Here is an 18207-nt window from a genome sequence, read left to right as displayed (position 1 = left end):
GGTCGTCGTGTCAGGGAAGTCGCTAAACACCATCACACTCACTCGGCCGGCTCGTTTGCAATCCGGCGTGACCGATCGGACAGTTCGACATAGGCTTCCTGCCAGTCGGTTGGCCCATTACTGGGCAATACCTGTACCGCTGTGACCTTGTATTCGGGGCAATTGGTCGCCCAATCGGAAAATTCGGTAGTCACCACATTAGCTTGCGTCGCAGGATGATGAAATGTCGTATATACAACGCCCGGGGCAACGCGGTCAGTCACCTTAATCCTCAATGTGGTTTCACCCGTGCGACTTTGCAGACGGGTCCAGTCACCATCGCTGAGCCCGCGATTTTCTGCATCGGTTGGATGCATTTCAAGCAAGTCTTCAGGGTGCCAAGCGGTGTTCGCGGTGCGGCGGGTCTGCGCCCCGACATTGTATTGGCTAAGAATCCGTCCGGTGGTGAGAAGCAGCGGGAACCGCGGTCCCGTCTTTTCATCTGTGGGCACATAATCGGTGACCACGAACTTTCCTTTTCCGCCTGCGAAACCCTCCACATGCATCACTGGCGCGCCATCGGGAAACTGGTCGTTGACGGGCCATTGCAGCGAGCCGACCTCATCCAGCCTGGACCACGACACCCCGGCAAAGCTGGGCGTCAGCCGCGCGATTTCATCGAGGATTTCTGATGGGTGGGCGTAGTTCCAATTTGCGCCAATCGCATTGGCAAGCAATTGCGTGACCTGCCAGTCTTCATAACCTGCTGCCGGCTTCATCACCTTGCGCACCGGCTGGATCCGCCGCTCTGCATTGGTGAACGTCCCGTTCTTTTCCAGGAATGTGGAACCCGGCAGGAAGACATGGGCGTAATTCGCCGTTTCATTCAAAAAGAGATCGTGGACAATCACGAGGTCCATCGCTGAAAGTCCTGCAGCTACATGTTGCGTATTTGGGTCCGACTGAAGAATATCCTCTCCTTGTATGTAAATCGCCCGGAAGAAACCATCTACCGCAGCATCAAGCATATTGTTGATCCGCAGGCCTGGATCCGGATCCAGCGTTACGCCCCAATCGGTTTCAAACAATGCGCGGGTTTCATTATCGGAGATGTGGCGATAACCGGGCAATTCGTGAGGAAAGCTGCCCATGTCGCAGGCGCCTTGCACATTGTTCTGTCCGCGCAGCGGATTCACGCCGACACCCGGGCGCCCCATATTGCCTGTTACCATCGCCAGATTGGCAATCGCCATGACGGTTGAGGAGCCTTGGCTATGCTCTGTGACGCCGAGACCGTAATAGATTGAACCATTGCCGCCGGTCGCAAAAAGGCGCGCTGCAGCACGAAGATCACTAGAGGGCACACGGGTAACCGCCTCAAGCCGTTCGGGTGCATGGCGGCTATCCGACACGAATCGCGCCCAGTCCTGATATTCGTCCCAGTCGCATCGTGCGCGAATGAAGTCTTCGTCCGCCAACCCTTCGGTCACGATGACATGGGCCATAGCCGTCAGCACGGCGACATTGGTACCGGGCTGCAAGGGCAAGTGATGTGCTGCTTCGACATGCGGGGACTTGACTAGATCAATGCGGCGCGGATCGATCACAATCAGCTTTGCACCCTGTCTTAATCGCTGTTTCATGCGGCTGGCGAAGACGGGATGCCCGTCAGTCGGATTTGCTCCGATCACCAGAATGACATCTGATGCCATGACGCTGTCGAAATCTTGTGTGCCTGCACTGGTGCCGAAGGTAGTTTTCAGCCCGTAACCGGTAGGGGAATGGCAAACGCGCGCGCAGGTATCGACATTATTGGTACCAAAGCCTGCGCGAACGAGCTTTTGTACCAGATAAGTTTCTTCATTGGTGCAGCGGCTGGAGGTTATCCCGCCCAATGCTTGCGCGCCATGCTCGGCCTTGATGGCCTTGATCCGAGTGGCAGAAAATTCCAGCGCATCGTCCCAGCTTACTTCGCGCCACGGCTGGTCAGTGCTTTCGCGGACCATCGGGCTCGTGATCCGGTCCTGATGGTTGGCATACCCCCAGGCGAAGCGACCCTTCACGCAGGAATGGCCGCGATTTGCCTTGCCGTCCTTCCACGGCACCATCCGAACAATTTGCTCACCGCGCATTTCGGCGCGGAAAGTGCAGCCAACCCCGCAATATGCGCAAGTTGTCACCACGCTGCGTTCGGGCGTGCCTACTTCCCTGACTGACTTTTCTTGCAGGGTCGCCGTCGGGCAGGCCTGCACACAGGCACCGCAACTGACGCACTCGCTTGACATGAAATCATCCTGCGCCGTGCCTGCACTGATCTCTGAAGCGAAGCCGCGTCCATCCATCGTCAGTGCAAAAGTCCCTTGTACTTCGTCACAGGCACGCACGCATCGCGAACAGGCGATACATTTCGATGGGTCGAAATCGAAATAGGGATTGGAGCGATCGGTTGCCTTGCCGAGATGGTTGGCGCCATCATAGCCGTAACGCACATCGCGAAACCCCACCGCGGCTGCCTGATCCTGCAGCTCGCAATCATTATTCGCGCTGCAAGTGAGACAATCGAGCGGATGATCCGAAATGTAGAGTTCAATCACCCCCCGGCGCAGCTTTTGAAGGCGCGGGGTCTGGGTATGAACTGTCATGCCTTGAGCAACTGGTGTAGTGCAGCTGGCAGGTGTGCCACGCGCACCATCAATCTCCACCAGGCACAAGCGGCACGATCCGAAAGCTTTGATGTTGTCAGTTGCGCAAAGACTGGGGATTGCACCACCATTCTGCGCCGCTGCACGCATAACGCTTGTCCCGGCGGGCACGGTAACATCGCGCCCATCTATCGTCAGTGTGACAGAAGTGGGCGCATGGGATTCGGGCGTTCCGAAATCTTGTTGACGCTCATAGCCCATGTCGCTTCTCCATTTCCGCGAGGTCGGCTTGCGTGTTGATATTAGCAGGTTTGTGGCTGGAGATCACTTCGCGCGCGCCAATCGCATGCGCAAAGGCGCGCATTGAATGGCGGCCCCTGCCGTTCAGGATGCGCTCGACATCTTCGCAGGCTGCAACCGGCCAGTGTCCGATTACCGGCTGACTGGCAAAACACGCAGGTGCAGGGGAAAGTTGCCTCACAAGGTCATCTGGCAAATCCGCGCTGTCGACGCCGCAGGTAAGCATGGAAGCAAACCCTTCATCACGCGCATATCTCAGGCCCGCAGCAATCCCGCCCAGTGGGCCGCATCCTGCGCGAGGCCAATCAGGAATTGTGGCGACCGGAGCACACTGCCGACCTGCAACAAGCACTGTATCGCACCAGCTAGCTAACGCATCGACCGCCAGCTGGATCAGGCTGAACCCGCCAATTTCGGCAAGTGCCTTGTCGCTACCGAAGCGAGTGGATTGCCCGCCTGCAAGCACAACGCCGAGTATCATTTACCGAAATCATCCGGCCAATGCCTCAGCGCGCTCATCACCGGATAGGGCGTAAATCCGCCCAGCGCGCAGAGTGAGCCGAACTTGAGTGTTTCGCACAGGTCTTCGAGCAGCTGCACTTCATCCTCGCGGCTGCGCGCGGTCTTGCGAGCATTGTGCATCTGCGGCGCAATTTCCAACCTGTCCCGCTCCCTTCCCTCTCCAGCTTCGGTTGCTCTAATCCTGTCAATAATCTCGATGCCGCGCACTGCGCCAATCCGGCAGGGGGTGCACTTGCCGCAACTTTCCGCCGCACAGAATTCCATCGCAAAGCGCGCCATCGCTCCCATGTCCGCTGTATCGTCGAAAACCACAATACCGCCATGGCCGATCAACGCATCAGCCCCGGTATATGTCTCATAGTCGAATATGATATCGAACTGATCGGGGTGGATATAGGCGCCCAATGGACCGCCGACCTGCACCGCCTTTACAGGTCGGCCCGAAGCGGTTCCTCCACCGATGTCGTAAATCAGTTCTCGCAGGCTGATCCCGAAAGCGGTTTCATACAATCCGCCATGTTTGATATTGCCTGCCAGCTGGATCGGCATCGTGCCTTTTGAGCGCGCTATTCCCAGCGCATCATAGGCTCTGACCCCGCCCTCGCCGAGAATGTGCGGGACCGCAGCCAAGGTCAGTACATTATTGACCACGGTCGGGCAGCCAAACAACCCCTCTACCGCTGGCAGCGGTGGCTTGGCCCGGACCTCTCCACGCTTGCCTTCCAGAGAGTTGAGTAGCGACGTTTCCTCGCCGCAAACATAGGCACCCGCGCCCACCCGAACCTCGATAGAGAATGGGGCGATGAACCCTGTGCAATTAGCGATTGCCAGATTGAGTTTATTGATCGCGTCAGGATATTCGCTTCTGACATAAATGAAGCCGTGCCGTGCACCTACTGCGTGCCCAGCAATCGCCATGCCTTCGATGAGGGCAAAAGGATCGCCTTCCATAAGCATCCGGTCGGCGAAGGTTCCGCTATCCCCTTCATCGGCATTGCAGACGATATATTTGTCGCTGCCTGACGCATCGGCCACCGTCCGCCACTTTATGCCGGTCGGGAATCCGGCGCCGCCGCGACCGCGCAGCCCCGATTGCGAGACCTCTTCAATCACGGCATCTGAAGTCAAACTGCGGGCCCTGAGGAGTCCCGCCCATCCTCCGTGATTGCGATAATCATCGAAGCTGGTCGGGCGTGTGCGACCTGCGCGAGCAAAGGTCAGTCTCTGCTGACGGGCAAGAAAGGGGTGATCTTCGATCCTTCCGATGCAGATATCCGGGGCCTTGCCATCAAGAATCTCATCAATGCGTTCCGGTGTTGCCGGCCCCCAGCCAATGCCATCAATTTCTATCAGCGGCTCCAGCCAGTGCATCCCCCAACTCGAAACTCGATCGACTTGATACCCGCGACGTTCAATCTCGCTTGCAATCTCACCGGCCCCGCCCGCCTTGGCGAGTGCATCATCGGATATGCGAACCATGCTCATGACTGCTCAATGACCTGTGTCAGGCGGTCCGCATCAAGGCGGATATGCAGCTGATTGCCAACCCTTGCTACAGGGCCCGCGCTGCATAAGCCCAGGCAATAAACAGTCTTCAGACGCACCCGCTTCCCAGCGGCAGCTTCACCCGCGGCCATCAGACCTTCCACGCCGCGCGCCTTGCATGCCTCCGCCCTGCAAATCTGCACTTCAGGTCGTGGGTCCGGCGCGGACAAGAAATCATGATAGAAACTAACTACGCCATGGACTTCCGCGCGACTTAGATTGAGCACTTGGGCTATTTCGGATTCCTTAGCGGCATCGATAAATCCGAACTCCGCCTGCACATCATGCAGTACAGGTAATAGCGGTCCCAATTTCCTAATATGGAGCGCAACGATGTCCGCGATGCTTTTCAATTGCTGACCTGCCATTTCCTTCAAGAAGCCAGAATTATTGACGAGCAATGGGTGCCTTTTCCTGGCTTCTACTTCGATTGGTTTTTTCTCAACGCTGCCTTTAATTGCATTCAGCATGGCGCGGTCAATTGAATTTTCTGGATTTGGCTTGGCGTAATGCACGTAAGGACCGGCTGAGATCATACGCACAATCAGCATCAGGCTGATGCAAAGTCTGGAGATTTTTCCGCGGGGATCAGAAGATGTTCTTAGGCTTTCTTGCCGGAAGAATACTCTGTTTCAACGGCTGTCGATCGCCAAAAGATGCCAAACTTCAGACATTGGGGAGCCACGCAAAGGAGGCGCTTTTACCCCTCTTCGCTGGATTCACCTGCCGGTTTGCTGTTGAGCTGGACATAATTCTGAATGCCCATGCGGGCGATCATATCAAATTGGGTTTCGAGGAAGTCCACATGCTCTTCCTCGGAAGCCAGAATATTCTCGAACAACTGTCCTGATGTGTAATCCTTCACCTCCTGACAATAGGTGGCGGCCTCTTTCAGCAGGGGTATCGCCTCCTGCTCCAGCATGAGATCAGCCTTGAGGATTTCCTCGACCGTTTCACCAACCTTCAATTTATGCAGGGCCTGGAAATTCGGCAGCCCATCAAGGAACAGAATGCGGTCTGCCAGCCAATCCGCATGCTTCATTTCATCAATGGATTCGTGGCGTTCATATTCGGCCAGCTTGTCGACGCCCCAATTGTCCAGCACACGGTAGTGCAGCCAATATTGGTTGATCGCGGTGAGCTCGTTCGTCAGCGCCTGGTTGAGATAGTCGATGACCTTTTCGTCGCCCTTCATGGCACTTTCCCTAGCTGCTTAAATATGCCTGCCATTAGGTCACCAATGGCGCGAAAATGCAAGGAATGGTGAACAGAAGAACGCCGGAAAACACCCAAAAACGCGCTATTGCGATTGCAATTCAGAAGAGAAGCAGAGCAGGGTTTCAGGCAGCGCTGGACGCTTCGAACAGTGCTTCACGCTCTTCCTGGACAATTTCATCTGCTTCTTCCAGGCAATGCCCGCAATTGGGCGCTTTACCCATTTTTGCATACACGCTTTCGGCACCGCCTCCGCCAAACTGCCGCGCGGCCTTGCGCAGTTCACATTCGCGGATTGCATTGCAGATGCAGATGTACATTTACGAGAAAGCTCCGTCCGTCTAACTCCCTGTTAATGCGAGTCTGTTGCATTAGCAAGTTAATTGCGACTAATTATCACCCGCAGACTGGCGACGTAGAGGAAACAGGCGGCCATAGGTCAGGCAGCGCCACAGCCATTCGAGCGGACCGTATCGGAAACGTTCCAGCCATGGTTTTGACCAGGCCAGCATCACCGCCCATCCAAACAGCACGACGAAATATAGCTCAGGTCGGGTAAATTTACCCCACAGCCCGCCGGCCCACGGGTGGAAGAGCAGCATCATCAACACCGACATACCAAGATAATTGGTAAAGGCCGCGCGTCCTGCTGCGGAAAGGCGCTCTGCCAGCCATCCCTCAGCCGTCCTGCCCCACAATGCCAGAACGGCGGCCAGGCCCAATATGACCGGAAGTTTGGGGTAAAAGGAGAACGCGATAAAGGACGCGAGCGTGCCCCAATAAGTCAGCCCCTGATCCCTGATCCAGAGCGCCAATAGAAGCGTAAGGATCGAACCGATTATTATACCTGCCCAGCCCCACATTGCCTGTTTGCGTGGCGAAGAGCCGCCACTGTACAGTCCCACGCGATACAGACCCATGCCAATCAGCATCAGAGGCAAGGTTTCGAAAGCGAAGAGCAGGGCACTGTTCAAAGGATCGGTCAGGTGCTCGGTCAGGTTGTGCTGCACGAAATCGATATAGCTGCCGTTGGTCAGGATCTGCGTTTCAGCGGCATCATCGGCAGTTGCCGCCACTTGCGCCTCTACCAGTCCTGCGCGGCCCTCAGCCATCTCAGGCGTGTTGCCCATAGACGTGTCAACGATGAAATAGGGCAATCCGATGACCAGCAAATAGACCATTCCACTCATGAAATAACCGAGCAGTCCCACGATCAGTAAATTGCGTGCAGACCAGCGCAGGAATGTAATCGCGACAAAGCCCACCAGCGAATATAAAACAAGAATGTCCCCTCGCCATATGAAATAGAAATGGAACAATCCGAACAGGAGCAACCAGAACAGGCGCCTTATCTGCAACCCCTTGCCCGCACCGCGCTCCCACGCCTTGTCCATGAACAGGGCCAGCCCCGCGCCAAACAGGAGGGTGAAAAGCCCTCGCATCTTGCTGTCGATGAGCACGAACTGCGTCACCCACATCCAATTATCCGGATCGCCCACCGGACCCAGCCATGCCTCTGGCCACATATAGGCGCCAAATGGCTGGCCGAAGGCGACGATGTTGGCTGCAAGTATGCCCATCACCGCAATTCCGCGGATCAGATCAAGGCTGGCAATGCGTTCCGTATTGGTCGCAGGCGCGGGCCGCACATGCGCCTCTGCGGTTGCGCCATCGGGCGTAATATGTTGATCGGTCATGCTTACCCCACTGCCTGATCTGGCCGTCCCTGTCGGAGAACATAGCCGCGCTTGCAGATTTGGGAAACGATCTTGCGCGGTCAGTTTCGGGTGACGAGGCAATCCTGCCCTGAACGGCGCAGGCTGTTGCAGGCCACCCGCGCTTCATCGCGCGAACTGAACCCGCCCGCCTGCAGCCGCGTGACACGTCCTGTAGGGAGCAATAGCCGTTCGCGCCCGGAAATTTCGGGCCTTTCAGACAGCCGCGCCCACAAACGCTCCGCATTGCCTGCCACGGCGAATGCGCCAAGCTGCACCCGCCACGGCCCGTCACCGCGCGCTGCCGCCGGAGTTGGCGCAGGCGCAGCAATTGCGCGCGTGGTGGTTTCAATCGCCCCTGCTGTCGAAGCATTTGCGTAGCTCGCGCCTGCATTGGCCGGGTCGCCTGTGCCGGTGGCATCGCGTGCCTGCGAAACCGCATCGCGCGCGGCAATTACTGCAGGGGACGAGGGCGCTTCTGCAACCGGTTGCGGCGTGTGCGCGGGTATCGGGGGGCCATCTTGGACAGAAAGATCTGCCGCCGCCAGTTCCACCGCCCGCGCCTGTTCTGCCTCTGCCTCCAGCTGGCGGGCAAGTGTCGCGGCGTTCTGACGCTGACTGATCGGTATGTGTTCGTCCATCTCCGCGATCGCATCGACAGCCTGCGGTAGCCCCGCACCATTAGCCAGCGTCAGCAGGGCATAGGCGCGTTCCCAGTCGCGCGTGACGAGATCGCCATTGAAATGAGCAATGCCCAGAAGATATTGCGCCCGCGGATCGCCGCGTCGCGCCGCTGCCTCTACAAATGGCAGGGCTGCTTCGCGCCTGCCGTTCTGGAACAGCATAAGGCCATAGGTATCGGACGCGCGAACATGCCCTGCACGGGCTGCCAGGGCATAATATCCCTCTGCGCGCGCTAAATCCTGCGGCACGCCGCGCCCCAACCGGAAGGCCTGGCCCATATTGAACAGTGCATCGGGATCGCCAGCATCTGCTGGCCCGCGCCATTGGGCGACAGCGGCCACGTAATCACCCCTGCTCCACGCTTCCACGCCTTCTCTTACACCGTGCTCGCTCGCACCCATGCCTGCAGAAAGCGGTGCGGCGATGCTGGCTGCGAGGAAAAGCGTGGCGTTCAAAAACCAGCCGGATTTTCTGTTCGACATAATGGCGATCCTCGATCGACGATAATCTGTTAGTCAGAATGCCATAGTAAACGGGGCATTAGCAAAGCGTTTATGCGGTGTGGTTTATCGGCGAACATCGACAGCCCGCGCCGCGCCCAGTCCAGCCAACAAAGGATTGTCACCATATATACGGTTAGAAAAACACGGGGCCGCTCCGAAATTGCGATCCCCCGAATTAACTCAAAATAAAGGGTATCCTGCGAAGCCATTGGCGGAAGACCCATAGACCGCACTGGTCGGGTTCAGAGACTTTTAGGGGGAATCGCCTTGCGCGTTTTGGCATTGGCATCGCAAAAAGGTGGATCGGGCAAGACCACTATGTCCGGTCACCTGGCTGTGCAGGCACAGCGGGCCGGCGCTGGCCCCGTCGTCCTTATAGATATTGACCCGCAAGGTTCGCTTGCCGACTGGTGGAACGAGCGTGAGGCTGAATTTCCGGCTTTCGCGCAAACGACCGTTGCCCGGCTTGCCAACGATCTTGCGATTCTGCGTCAGCAGGGCTTCAAGCTTGCCGTCATCGACACACCCCCTGCAATTACAATGGCTATCCAGTCGGTGATTTCGGTTGCCGAACTGATTGTTGTGCCGACACGCCCCAGCCCGCACGATCTGCGCGCCGTGGGTGCCACGGTCGATTTGTGCGAACGTGCAGGCAAGCCGCTGATCTTTGTAGTGAATGCTGCCACACCCAAGGCGCGGATCACATCAGAGGCCGCGGTTGCACTGTCGCAACATGGCACCGTGGCTCCGATCACTATTCATCAGCGCACTGATTTTGCCGCATCGATGATCGATGGCCGCACGGTGATGGAAGTCGATCCCGAAGGTCGCAGCTCTCAGGAAGTGACCGCGCTGTGGCATTATGTCGCGGACCGGCTCGAAAAGAATTTTCGTCGCACTGTCTTTGCTGCCCCGAACAGCAAGGGCGCACAGGCAAATGGCGCAAGCCGCACACAGGGCGGTTTCGGCCGCCGGGTGGCCCAGTAATGGGGAGTTCAGCAATCAGCGAAGGCAAGAGCTTCGCCTCGCTCGGCCCGATGTTGCTGGCGCGCAAGGGCACCGCAAAGCCTGCCATGCGCGCGCAATTGGGCCAGTCTGACCGAATGGCAATGCTGGGTGATGATTTCGATATGCTGGCCGATAGCCAGGATGCACTCGGCTGGAACGATCTGAGCGGTCATGACAGCAATGACGACGTTGTTGCCCTGCCCGTCACCAACAAACGCCACGCACGCAAGGCGGCTGCCGAAGATGCCAAGAACGGGAATCGTGCGGCATTTACCCTACGACTGGATACAGAGCGCCATCTCAAGCTGCGCCTTGCCAGCACGATGCAGGATTGCAGCGCGCAAAAACTGGTGACCGAAGCGCTTGACCGCTTTCTAGACGAACTTCCCGAAATTGATGCCATCGCCGCAAAAATGCGGCGCAAGTCCACCAAGTCCTGAAGGGGCAGAAGCGATGTATGCTATGCAAAAGCGCAATTCGACACTCGGCCTTGGCGTTACCACCGCAATGGCGGCCGTAATGCTGAGCGGCTGTGCTACCGGAACATCACCGCATGCAGCGGTGTCTGCAAATGCGGGCCAATCCACGCCAATGACCGAACATGATCGCACCATCCAGGCTGCCGAAACTGCCGTTGCCGCCAATCCCCGCAGAGCGCAACACCGCATGGCATTGGGAAATGCCTATCTCGAAGGGGGACGTTTCGCGTCCGCCTCGACCACCTTTGAAGATGCCATGGCGCTGGGCGATAACAGCCCACGCGCCGCTCTCAGCCTGACCTTGGCGCTGATCGGCCAGGCCCGTTATTCTGAAGCAGGATCGCTTCTGAGTGATTGGGAGGGCCAGATTGCCGCATCGGACCTCGGCCTCGCATTGGCCCTGAGCGGACAGCCTGAACGCGGCATCCATATTCTCACCAATTCGATCCGCGGCGGCGAAAATACGGTCAAATCGCGCCAGAACCTCGCCTATGCCTATGCCGTGGCTGGTCGCTGGCGCGAAGCCCGCATGATGGTGGCGCAGGATGTGCCCGCACATGAAGTCGGGCAGCGCATCGCCGAATGGTCGCAACTTTCCAATGCAAACGCCTATCAGGCGCGTATCGCCAATCTGCTCGGCGTGCCTGCCAATGTCCGTGATGATGGACAGCCAATGCATCTTGCGCTTGCAAATGGGTCCAGCGTCCCTGGTATGGCGGCAGATATGTCCAGCCAGCGGGGCACCAGTTCGGCTGAGCTGGCCGCGCTCGATGCAGGACGCATGAGCGTTCCCGCCACTGGCAGCGAATTGCCTTCGGTTGGTGCGCCGCGCGCCATAGAACCCTATCAGGAACCTGCGCCGGTAACGACCGCCAGCTATGCACCGGCACGCGATACAGCGGCCACCGGTTTTGCCGAAGCCTTTGCACCTTCTGCTGATCCGGCTCAGGAAGCGCCCGCAATCATCGCAAGCGATGATGGACTGTTCCTCAGCGCGCCGGCAGCGCGATATGCTCCGCAGCCGGATCCTGTCGCAGGACCGCTAACCGCGCCGCAAATTGCCGGAACCGAAGCAACCGAAGCGCCTGCCCGCACCGCTGCACGCTCTGCCGTGTCGACACGTACTCCGGCTATTGCTCGTCCGGCTCTTGTAGAGACTGCCATTGCCGCAGGAAGTATGGAAGCAATGTCCAGCCACCTTGTGCAATTGGGAAGTTTCTCCAGCGAAGCGGGTGCCAATCGCGCATGGGACATTTATGTTACCCGCTATCCGGAACTCGCGGATCGCGAAAAGGTCATCACGCAGGCCGTAGTGAATGGCCGCAATTACTGGCGCGTTTCAGCTGGCGGTTTTGATGGCTCCAGCAGCCGCGCAATGTGCAATTTCGTCGATTCTTCCAATGGTGAAGGTTGCATCAGCTGGGCTGCCAACAGCCCGCTGCCCGGTGCCATCGAAACCGGAGTGCGTCTCGCACGTCGTTGATCCCGACCAATCGAACCCCGTCCCATGCATACGGGAAAACGAAAACCCCTCCCCTCAGCGGGAGGGGTTTTTTATTTGTCTACAGGATATAACCGCCGTCACTCACCAGCGCGGTACCAGTGATGGTAGCCGCCGTGTCGGAAAGCAGGAACATGGCTTGCTGCGCGATCTCGTCTGCAGTGGCAAAGCGCCCCAACGGCGTTGATCCCTGCGCTATTGCCGCTAGCGCAGCTGCCCGGTCGCCCTGATGCTTTGCGAGTAAATCCTTGAAAAAGGGCACGTCGTCCCAAATCGCTGTATCGACTCCGCCCGGTGCGATGGCATTCACGCGGATTGCGCGGGCTGCGCCTTCCTTGGCGACGATCCGCGCAAGATGCAGCACGGCAGCCTTCGAAGCCCCATAGGCGGCCACACCCTGTTCCGCCTTCAATCCCGTGGCAGAGGCGGTAAGTACCATGGATGCCCCACCAGCCGCCAGCCGCATGGCGGTGCGCAGAGACAGAAATGCCCCGTCCAGATTGACCGCCATGACCCGACGCCAATCGGCAAACTCCATATTCGTCAATGTCGCAGCTGCGCCGGAAATGCCCGCATTGAGAACAGCGGCATGAATTTCGTCGCCGTCCCGCTCCACGCCAGCCCACAAATCCTCGTCAGCCACGTCTCCGGCGTGGATCGATAATTCGCAAGACAGGTCGAGCGCTTCCAGCCCCGCGCGTTCAATATCGACCAGCACCAGCTTTCCTGCGCCAGCCGCGGCAAGGGCGCGTGCGCAAGCAGCACCGATGCCAGCAGATGCGCCCGTTACCAGCGCGGTCTTGCCGCTCAGGTCAAAGCTCAATGCGGGCCCCTCCCTTGAACAGGCCCGTTACCCGTCCCTGGGCAGGTTGGCGATCAAAAGGCGTATTGCCTGCCTGTGCCTCCATCTTGCGGGAATCCACGATCCATGGTGCCTCTGCATCGATCAGCGCAATATCAGCCTCTGCACCAGCTTCCAGAATACCCGCGTTTACGCCCAGCAATTGCGCAGGGTTTCTGGCGAGCAGGTCGAAGCTTCGTTGCATGTCGATGATGCCATCACGTTCCAGCGTCAATGTCATGGCGAGCAATGTCTCGGCTCCGGCCATGCCGGGCGCGGCATCGGCGAAGGGCAGATTCTTGTCCTCCGGCCCGCGCGGGTCGTGGCCGCTGGATATTACGTCAATCGTGCCGTCGCCAATAGCCTCAATCACTGCTTGCCGATCATCTTCGGCGCGCAAGGGAGGCGAAAGGCGGGCGAAGGTGCGGAAATTGGCGAGCGCAAGATCGGACAGCATGAAATGGGCAGGCGTCACTCCTGCCGTGATTGCCATGCCACGCGCCTTGGCCGTGCGCACCAGTTCCAGACCTGAACGCGTCGTCACCTGCCGCACATGGAGCCGGGCGCTAGCGGCCTCTGCCAGTGCAATATCGCGCGCCAGGGCAAGCGTCTCGGCTTCTTTGGGCGCGCTTGGGAGACCAAGCCGTGTCGCCATTTCTCCGGCGGTCGCAGCAGCATTGCCCGCCAGCCCCGCATCCTCCGCATGGGTGACAACTACCATATCGAGCATAGCGGCATATTGCAGCAATCGCAGCATGACGCCGCTATCCCCGATCCACCTGCGCCCTGTCGCAATGGCGCGTGCCCCTGCATCGCGCATCAATGCGATTTCTGCCAACTGACTGCCTTCCAGACCGGCCGTTGCTGCAGCCAGCGGATGCACCCAGAAATCGGGTTTCCCGCTTTGCGCAGCGAACCGGACACGCGCCGGATGATCGAGCGGAGGAGATTGGTCGGGCATCAGCGCAGCACGGGTAATTCCGCCAAAATGAAAGGCGGGCTTGTCGATCGCAAATACGCCAAGATCGACAAGGCCAGGCGCAATCAATGCGCCCTTCGCATCAACCAATTCATCGCCATCTGTAGGGGCAATGGCACCGGCAGCAACGATATGGCCATCCTCGACCCTGATGGACGCGTCATCGATCATGCCACCGGGCGCAACAACGCGGCCATTGATTATGGTGAGAGGGCAGGTCTGTTTCATACCCATTGCCCCCCATGCTGGCCCATTTCCTGCGTATCGCTCCACCCAGCGATACCGCGCGCCTTGCGCGTCAGCACATCAAGGCATGCCATTCGTATTGCCACGCCCATTTCCACCTGCGCTGTGATGATGGAACGTCCGACAAGATCGGCCACGTCACTGTCTATTTCCACACCTCGGTTCATCGGGCCGGGATGCATCACGATTGCATCGGGCGCGGCCAGTGCCAGCCGATCCGTAGTAAGTCCGTAAAGATAGCGATATTCACGCGGCGACGGGATAAACTGGCCATCCATTCGCTCTTTCTGCAGGCGCAGCATCATCACCACATCCGCACCCGCCAGCGCGTCGTCAAAGCGGCTGTAGCTTTCCACTTCCATTCGCTCAATTCCGGCAGGCATCAGCGCTGGCGGTGCGCACAGCCTGACGGTTGCGCCAAGCGCCTGCAGCGAAAGGATGTTGGAACGCGCAACGCGGCTGTGCAGAATATCGCCGCATATCGTCATCGTGAGACCGGTGAAATCCTCATTGTCATGCCCCATTTCGCGCAGCTTGTGGCGAAGCGCGAGCGCATCCAGCAAGGCCTGCGTTGGGTGTTCATGCTGTCCGTCGCCTGCATTCAGCACCGGGCAATCGACATTATTCGCAATCAATCCCACCGCCCCGCTCGATCCATGACGGATGACGATTGCATCGGCCCGCATGGCGTTGAGTGTGACGGCTGTATCAATCAGCGTTTCGCCCTTTTTCACGCTCGACTGGGCGGCGTGCATATTGACGACATCGGCCCCCAGCCGCTTCCCCGCGATTTCAAAGCTCAACAGCGTGCGTGTGCTGTTTTCAAAAAACGCGTTGATGATGGTGAGGCCCGCCAGCTTGTCCGAATGCTTGGTCGCCTGCCGGTTGAAAGCGACGTAATCCTCCGCCTCCGCCAACAGAAATAGCAATTCATGGCGTTCAAGGGCACCGATGCCGATCAGGTCACGGTGCGGGAACGCAAGCGCGCCTGCTGGAAAGCGGGCGCTGGCGGGTCTGTGCGGCGGCAATGTCATTAAAGCATGGCCCTTAAGCTGCCGCTTTGAAGCTGGCAATGGGCTTTAGGACGAAGGCAGGAGCCGTCTGACGATCGGTGTCGACCTTTCGCCCGGTTTAACACTGGCGGTATTGCCATGCCCGCCCTAAGTATCCAGCCAAAGCTGTTTCCACACGGGGTCAATTACATGGGTTTCGCGCGCAAGGTCTGGCGGTTGCTGGTTGGCATCAAGGACGGCCTTTCCCTCCTGTTTCTGCTGTTGTTTTTTGGCCTGCTATTTGCCGCTCTCAGCGCCCGGCCCAATCCCGGCGTCGTGCGCGATGGTGCGCTATTGCTCGATCTGGATGGCGTGGTGGTGGAAGAAGCATCTCCTATCGATCCATTACAATTGCTGATTTCGCAAAGCGTGCCAATCCGCGAATATGCCTCGCGCGATCTGGTCCGCGCGATAGATGCTGCCGCCGCCGACAAGCGGATAGAGGCGCTGGCGCTCGATCTTACGGGCTTCCTTGGCGGTGGCGCGGTGCATATGCAGGAAGTTGCAGGCGCGCTCGACAGGTTTCACGCAGCCGACAAGAAGATCTTCACCTACGGCTTTGCCTATACTGATGATGCCTTGTTGCTTGCCGCCCATTCTGATGAGATCTGGGTTGATCCAATGGGCGGCGTTGCAGTGACAGGCCCCGGCGGAGAGAACCTCTACTACGGGGATGCCTTGGCCCGGTTCAATGTAACGGCCAATGTCTACAGGGTCGGCACCTACAAGAGCGCGGTGGAACCCTACACGCAAAACGCCATGTCCCCCGAGGCGCGCGAAAATACGACGCAATTGCTGGCCACGCTTTGGCAGGAATGGCGCGCCAATGTGCGCAGCGCGCGGCCCGATGCGGATATCGAACTGGTCACGGGCGATGTTGCCGCATGGCTCGCAGCATCGAAGAATGATCTGGCACAGGCCGCCCTTGCCGCCGGTCTGGCAGACCGTATCGGCACACGCGTCGAATGGGGTGAACGCATTGCCCAGGAAGTGGGCGAAGACCGCTGGAACAAGAAGCCCGGCGCCTTTGCCGCAACCGAATTCGATCCGTGGCTCGCCCATACCGATAAGGGGCTGGATCTTGGCAAAGACAAGCGCATCGGCGTTATCACTATCGCGGGCGAAATCAGCGATGGTGATGCAGGGCCGGGATCTGCCGGGGCAGAGCGGATCGAGCGTCTGCTGGACAATGCGCTGGATGATGATCTGGCCGCACTGGTGGTTCGGGTGGATTCGCCGGGCGGCACGGTAACAGGTTCGGAAACTATTCGCCGCGCTATCCTGCGCCATCGCGCAAAGGGCATTCCGATCGTAGTATCCATGGGCAATTACGCAGCCAGCGGCGGCTATTGGGTGGCAACGCCTGCCCACCGTATCTTCGCTGAGCCTGAGACGTTGACAGGCTCCATCGGTGTGTTCGCAGTCTTCCCGAGCTTTGAAGACCTGTTGACCGAATATGGCGTCAATTCCGATGGTGTGCGCACCACTGGACTTTCAGGCCAGCCTGACCTGCTCGCCGGGTTGACGCCCGAAGTTGACGCGCTACTGCAGGGTTCGGTGGAAAACACCTATGCCCGCTTTCTTGGCCTTGTTTCAGAAGCGCGCGGGATCAGCCTTGAGCGGGCGGACGAGCTTGGCCAGGGCCGCGTCTGGGATGGCGGCGCCGCCCGGCAATTGGGCTTGATCGACCAGTTCGGCGATCTCGACGCCGCAATTGCCTGGGCCGCAGAACGCGCCGATCTTGGAGATGGCGAATATGACGTTCGTTTTCTGGGTGATGACGTGCCACCTTACGGATCGCTTTTCGCACAGATGATGGCATCGGGCACCGAGACGGATGCGCGTGGCCATGATCTTGCCGCCACTTTCGCCCGTCGCGAAATGGCAAGGCTGGCGCGGGTGCTGGATGATGTCGACAGGCTGATGGTGACAGAAGGTGTGCAGGTCCGCTGTATGGATTGCGCTGTCTTGCCTGCCGGAACTGCTGCCACTACTGCTCCCAGGCGCGGTGGTGGGGTATGGGAGCTTTTGGCCCGCCTAACGAGCAACTGATTTTGCTTCGCCCGAGGCGGGGCTGACGGTGCTTCGCCAGCAGCGCTTGTCTTTCGCAGTCGTGCATGGCAAAAGCGCGCCCCTGCCGGGAATCGCTGGATTAGCGAGCAGCCCAGGCGGGCGCGTAGCTCAGTGGTAGAGCACACCCTTCACACGGGTGGGGTCGCAAGTTCAATCCTTGCCGCGCCCACCATCTTTTCAATGACTTAGCACATCCCTCAGATCATTGTATGAAACTCGTATGAAATAGATTTTCTGAGATTGCCTGAGACAAGGGCGACCCGACGATCTAAAAAGCGATTCCTCGCGATCTCGCGAAGGCTTCGAAGTCAGAAGGCCGATACAGCAATCGATTCATTCGAAACAATCAGTGCAAATCCTCTTCTTTATTGCGTGGGCGATCTTAATCGGCGTCTGAATGCTCGGCTCTCAGGTGTCTGCTTTGCTTGGCCAAACTTGACCCCGCTCGGGGCGCTCATGGCAAGCCAGTTGACCGCCACGCGCGAAGAAGCGCAGATGGCGGCGCACCTCACTAGCGCCCGCCGGGCTTTCGAGTCTGCTTTTTCCGAGTCTTGTTCACCGGCCAGTTGGTGTGAAGGGATCGGTGAGCCCGCCAGCCATATGTTGGACCACCTCTATTGTGTGGACTTGCTGGCAACAATTGAAGTCAGTAGCAGCCCGTGCTCCCTGGCAGATCCCATTGATCTCGTAGTGCGTTCCGGCATGCCGGTACTACGCATCAAGCATGGCGTAAATGAGCTGGCGTTGAAGACCGCGCTTGTCGCTTGGAAGGACTGCGCGTCGGCCAATCGCGCTCTGCGGGAATCGCGCCCTTTGCTGGCCACTGTGGACCAGGTCCATGTGATAGGCGTTGGCGATGAGGTGTCCTTCGAACGCCTGGAGCAGTTCGCTGCATGTCTGAGAGTCTGATTCAAAATTATCAG

Annotated in this window: 16 protein-coding genes and 1 tRNA gene; 6 read left to right on the top strand and 11 right to left on the bottom strand. The window is 58.6% G+C overall.

Features of this window, described 5'->3' with window-relative positions; translation table 11 throughout:
- Positions 1 to 38: 38 nt before the first annotated feature.
- From fdhF to CP97_RS05910, 8 genes are all read right to left on the bottom strand, one after another.
- A complete protein-coding gene (gene fdhF, locus CP97_RS05945; RefSeq protein ID WP_048885185.1) occupies positions 39 to 2882 on the bottom strand; it encodes a formate dehydrogenase subunit alpha in 2844 nt (947 codons plus the stop codon).
- Positions 2872 to 3402 (bottom strand): molybdenum cofactor guanylyltransferase, encoded by a 531-nt coding sequence (gene mobA, locus CP97_RS05940; RefSeq protein ID WP_048885184.1) that lies wholly within the window; start codon positions 3400 to 3402, stop codon positions 2872 to 2874. Before mobA ends, fdhF begins: the two co-directional genes overlap by 11 nt.
- A complete protein-coding gene (locus CP97_RS05935; protein ID WP_048885183.1) occupies positions 3399 to 4928 on the bottom strand; it encodes an NADH-ubiquinone oxidoreductase-F iron-sulfur binding region domain-containing protein in 1530 nt (509 codons plus the stop codon). Before CP97_RS05935 ends, mobA begins: the two co-directional genes overlap by 4 nt.
- Positions 4925 to 5539 carry an NAD(P)H-dependent oxidoreductase subunit E gene (locus CP97_RS05930; protein WP_227819697.1) on the bottom strand — a complete coding sequence of 205 codons (615 nt, stop codon included), beginning with the start codon at positions 5537 to 5539 and terminating at the stop codon, positions 4925 to 4927. The genes CP97_RS05935 and CP97_RS05930 overlap by 4 nt, the downstream gene beginning before the upstream one ends.
- A gap of 149 nt (positions 5540 to 5688) precedes the next feature.
- Complete coding sequence (gene bfr / locus CP97_RS05925) at positions 5689 to 6183, bottom strand: bacterioferritin (RefSeq protein WP_048885182.1); 495 nt, start codon at positions 6181 to 6183, stop codon at positions 5689 to 5691.
- Positions 6184 to 6328: 145 nt separating this feature from the next.
- A complete protein-coding gene (locus CP97_RS05920) occupies positions 6329 to 6523 on the bottom strand; it encodes a (2Fe-2S)-binding protein (RefSeq protein WP_048885181.1) in 195 nt (64 codons plus the stop codon).
- Between the two features lie 69 nt (positions 6524 to 6592).
- On the bottom strand, positions 6593 to 7900 hold the full coding sequence (locus CP97_RS05915) for a DUF418 domain-containing protein (RefSeq protein WP_048885180.1): 1308 nt from the start codon (positions 7898 to 7900) through the stop codon (positions 6593 to 6595).
- An 80-nt stretch (positions 7901 to 7980) separates the two neighbouring features.
- Entirely contained in the window at positions 7981 to 9084 is a 1104-nt protein-coding gene (locus CP97_RS05910) for an SPOR domain-containing protein (RefSeq protein WP_063612373.1), read from the bottom strand.
- Between the two features lie 288 nt (positions 9085 to 9372).
- Between CP97_RS05910 and CP97_RS05905 the strand changes: the two genes are divergently transcribed.
- The 3 genes from CP97_RS05905 to CP97_RS05895 are packed head-to-tail and all read left to right on the top strand — an operon-like array spanning position 9373 to position 12075.
- Positions 9373 to 10092: a ParA family protein gene (locus CP97_RS05905; protein WP_048885179.1), complete on the top strand. Its 720-nt coding sequence runs from the start codon at positions 9373 to 9375 to the stop codon at positions 10090 to 10092.
- A complete protein-coding gene (locus tag CP97_RS05900; protein WP_048885178.1) occupies positions 10092 to 10553 on the top strand; it encodes a hypothetical protein in 462 nt (153 codons plus the stop codon). The genes CP97_RS05905 and CP97_RS05900 overlap by 1 nt, the downstream gene beginning before the upstream one ends.
- A 13-nt stretch (positions 10554 to 10566) precedes the next feature.
- Positions 10567 to 12075, top strand: coding sequence for an SPOR domain-containing protein (locus tag CP97_RS05895; protein WP_161485445.1), 1509 nt, complete (start codon positions 10567 to 10569; stop codon positions 12073 to 12075).
- 79 nt (positions 12076 to 12154) lie between these two features.
- Here the strand turns inward: CP97_RS05895 and CP97_RS05890 are convergent, their stop codons facing one another.
- The 3 genes from CP97_RS05890 to CP97_RS05880 are packed head-to-tail and all read right to left on the bottom strand — an operon-like array spanning position 12155 to position 15193.
- Entirely contained in the window at positions 12155 to 12916 is a 762-nt protein-coding gene (locus tag CP97_RS05890; RefSeq protein ID WP_048885176.1) for an SDR family NAD(P)-dependent oxidoreductase, read from the bottom strand.
- Entirely contained in the window at positions 12906 to 14141 is a 1236-nt protein-coding gene (locus tag CP97_RS05885) for a dihydroorotase (protein WP_048885175.1), read from the bottom strand. Before CP97_RS05885 ends, CP97_RS05890 begins: the two co-directional genes overlap by 11 nt.
- Complete coding sequence (locus tag CP97_RS05880; protein ID WP_048885174.1) at positions 14138 to 15193, bottom strand: aspartate carbamoyltransferase catalytic subunit; 1056 nt, start codon at positions 15191 to 15193, stop codon at positions 14138 to 14140. The genes CP97_RS05885 and CP97_RS05880 overlap by 4 nt, the downstream gene beginning before the upstream one ends.
- Before the next feature lie 117 nt (positions 15194 to 15310).
- Here CP97_RS05880 and sppA point away from each other — a divergent pair, with 117 nt between their 5' ends.
- The 3 genes from sppA to CP97_RS05865 all read left to right on the top strand — a co-directional run bounded on the left by sppA (position 15311) and on the right by CP97_RS05865 (position 18193).
- Entirely contained in the window at positions 15311 to 17263 is a 1953-nt protein-coding gene (gene sppA / locus CP97_RS05875; protein WP_227819696.1) for a signal peptide peptidase SppA, read from the top strand.
- A 118-nt stretch (positions 17264 to 17381) separates the two neighbouring features.
- Positions 17382 to 17456: transfer RNA gene (locus CP97_RS05870), tRNA-Val, on the top strand.
- A 296-nt stretch (positions 17457 to 17752) separates the two neighbouring features.
- The gene (locus tag CP97_RS05865) at positions 17753 to 18193 is read left to right on the top strand and encodes a hypothetical protein (RefSeq protein WP_149036426.1); all 441 of its coding nucleotides are present in this window, start codon (positions 17753 to 17755) and stop codon (positions 18191 to 18193) included.
- The last annotated feature ends 14 nt before the right edge of the window (positions 18194 to 18207 follow it).

Origin of the sequence: Aurantiacibacter atlanticus (assembly GCF_001077815.2) — a bacterium.
Taxonomy (GTDB): Bacteria; Pseudomonadota; Alphaproteobacteria; order Sphingomonadales; family Sphingomonadaceae; genus Alteraurantiacibacter; species Alteraurantiacibacter atlanticus.
This window is presented reverse-complemented; position numbering and strand designations above follow the sequence as displayed.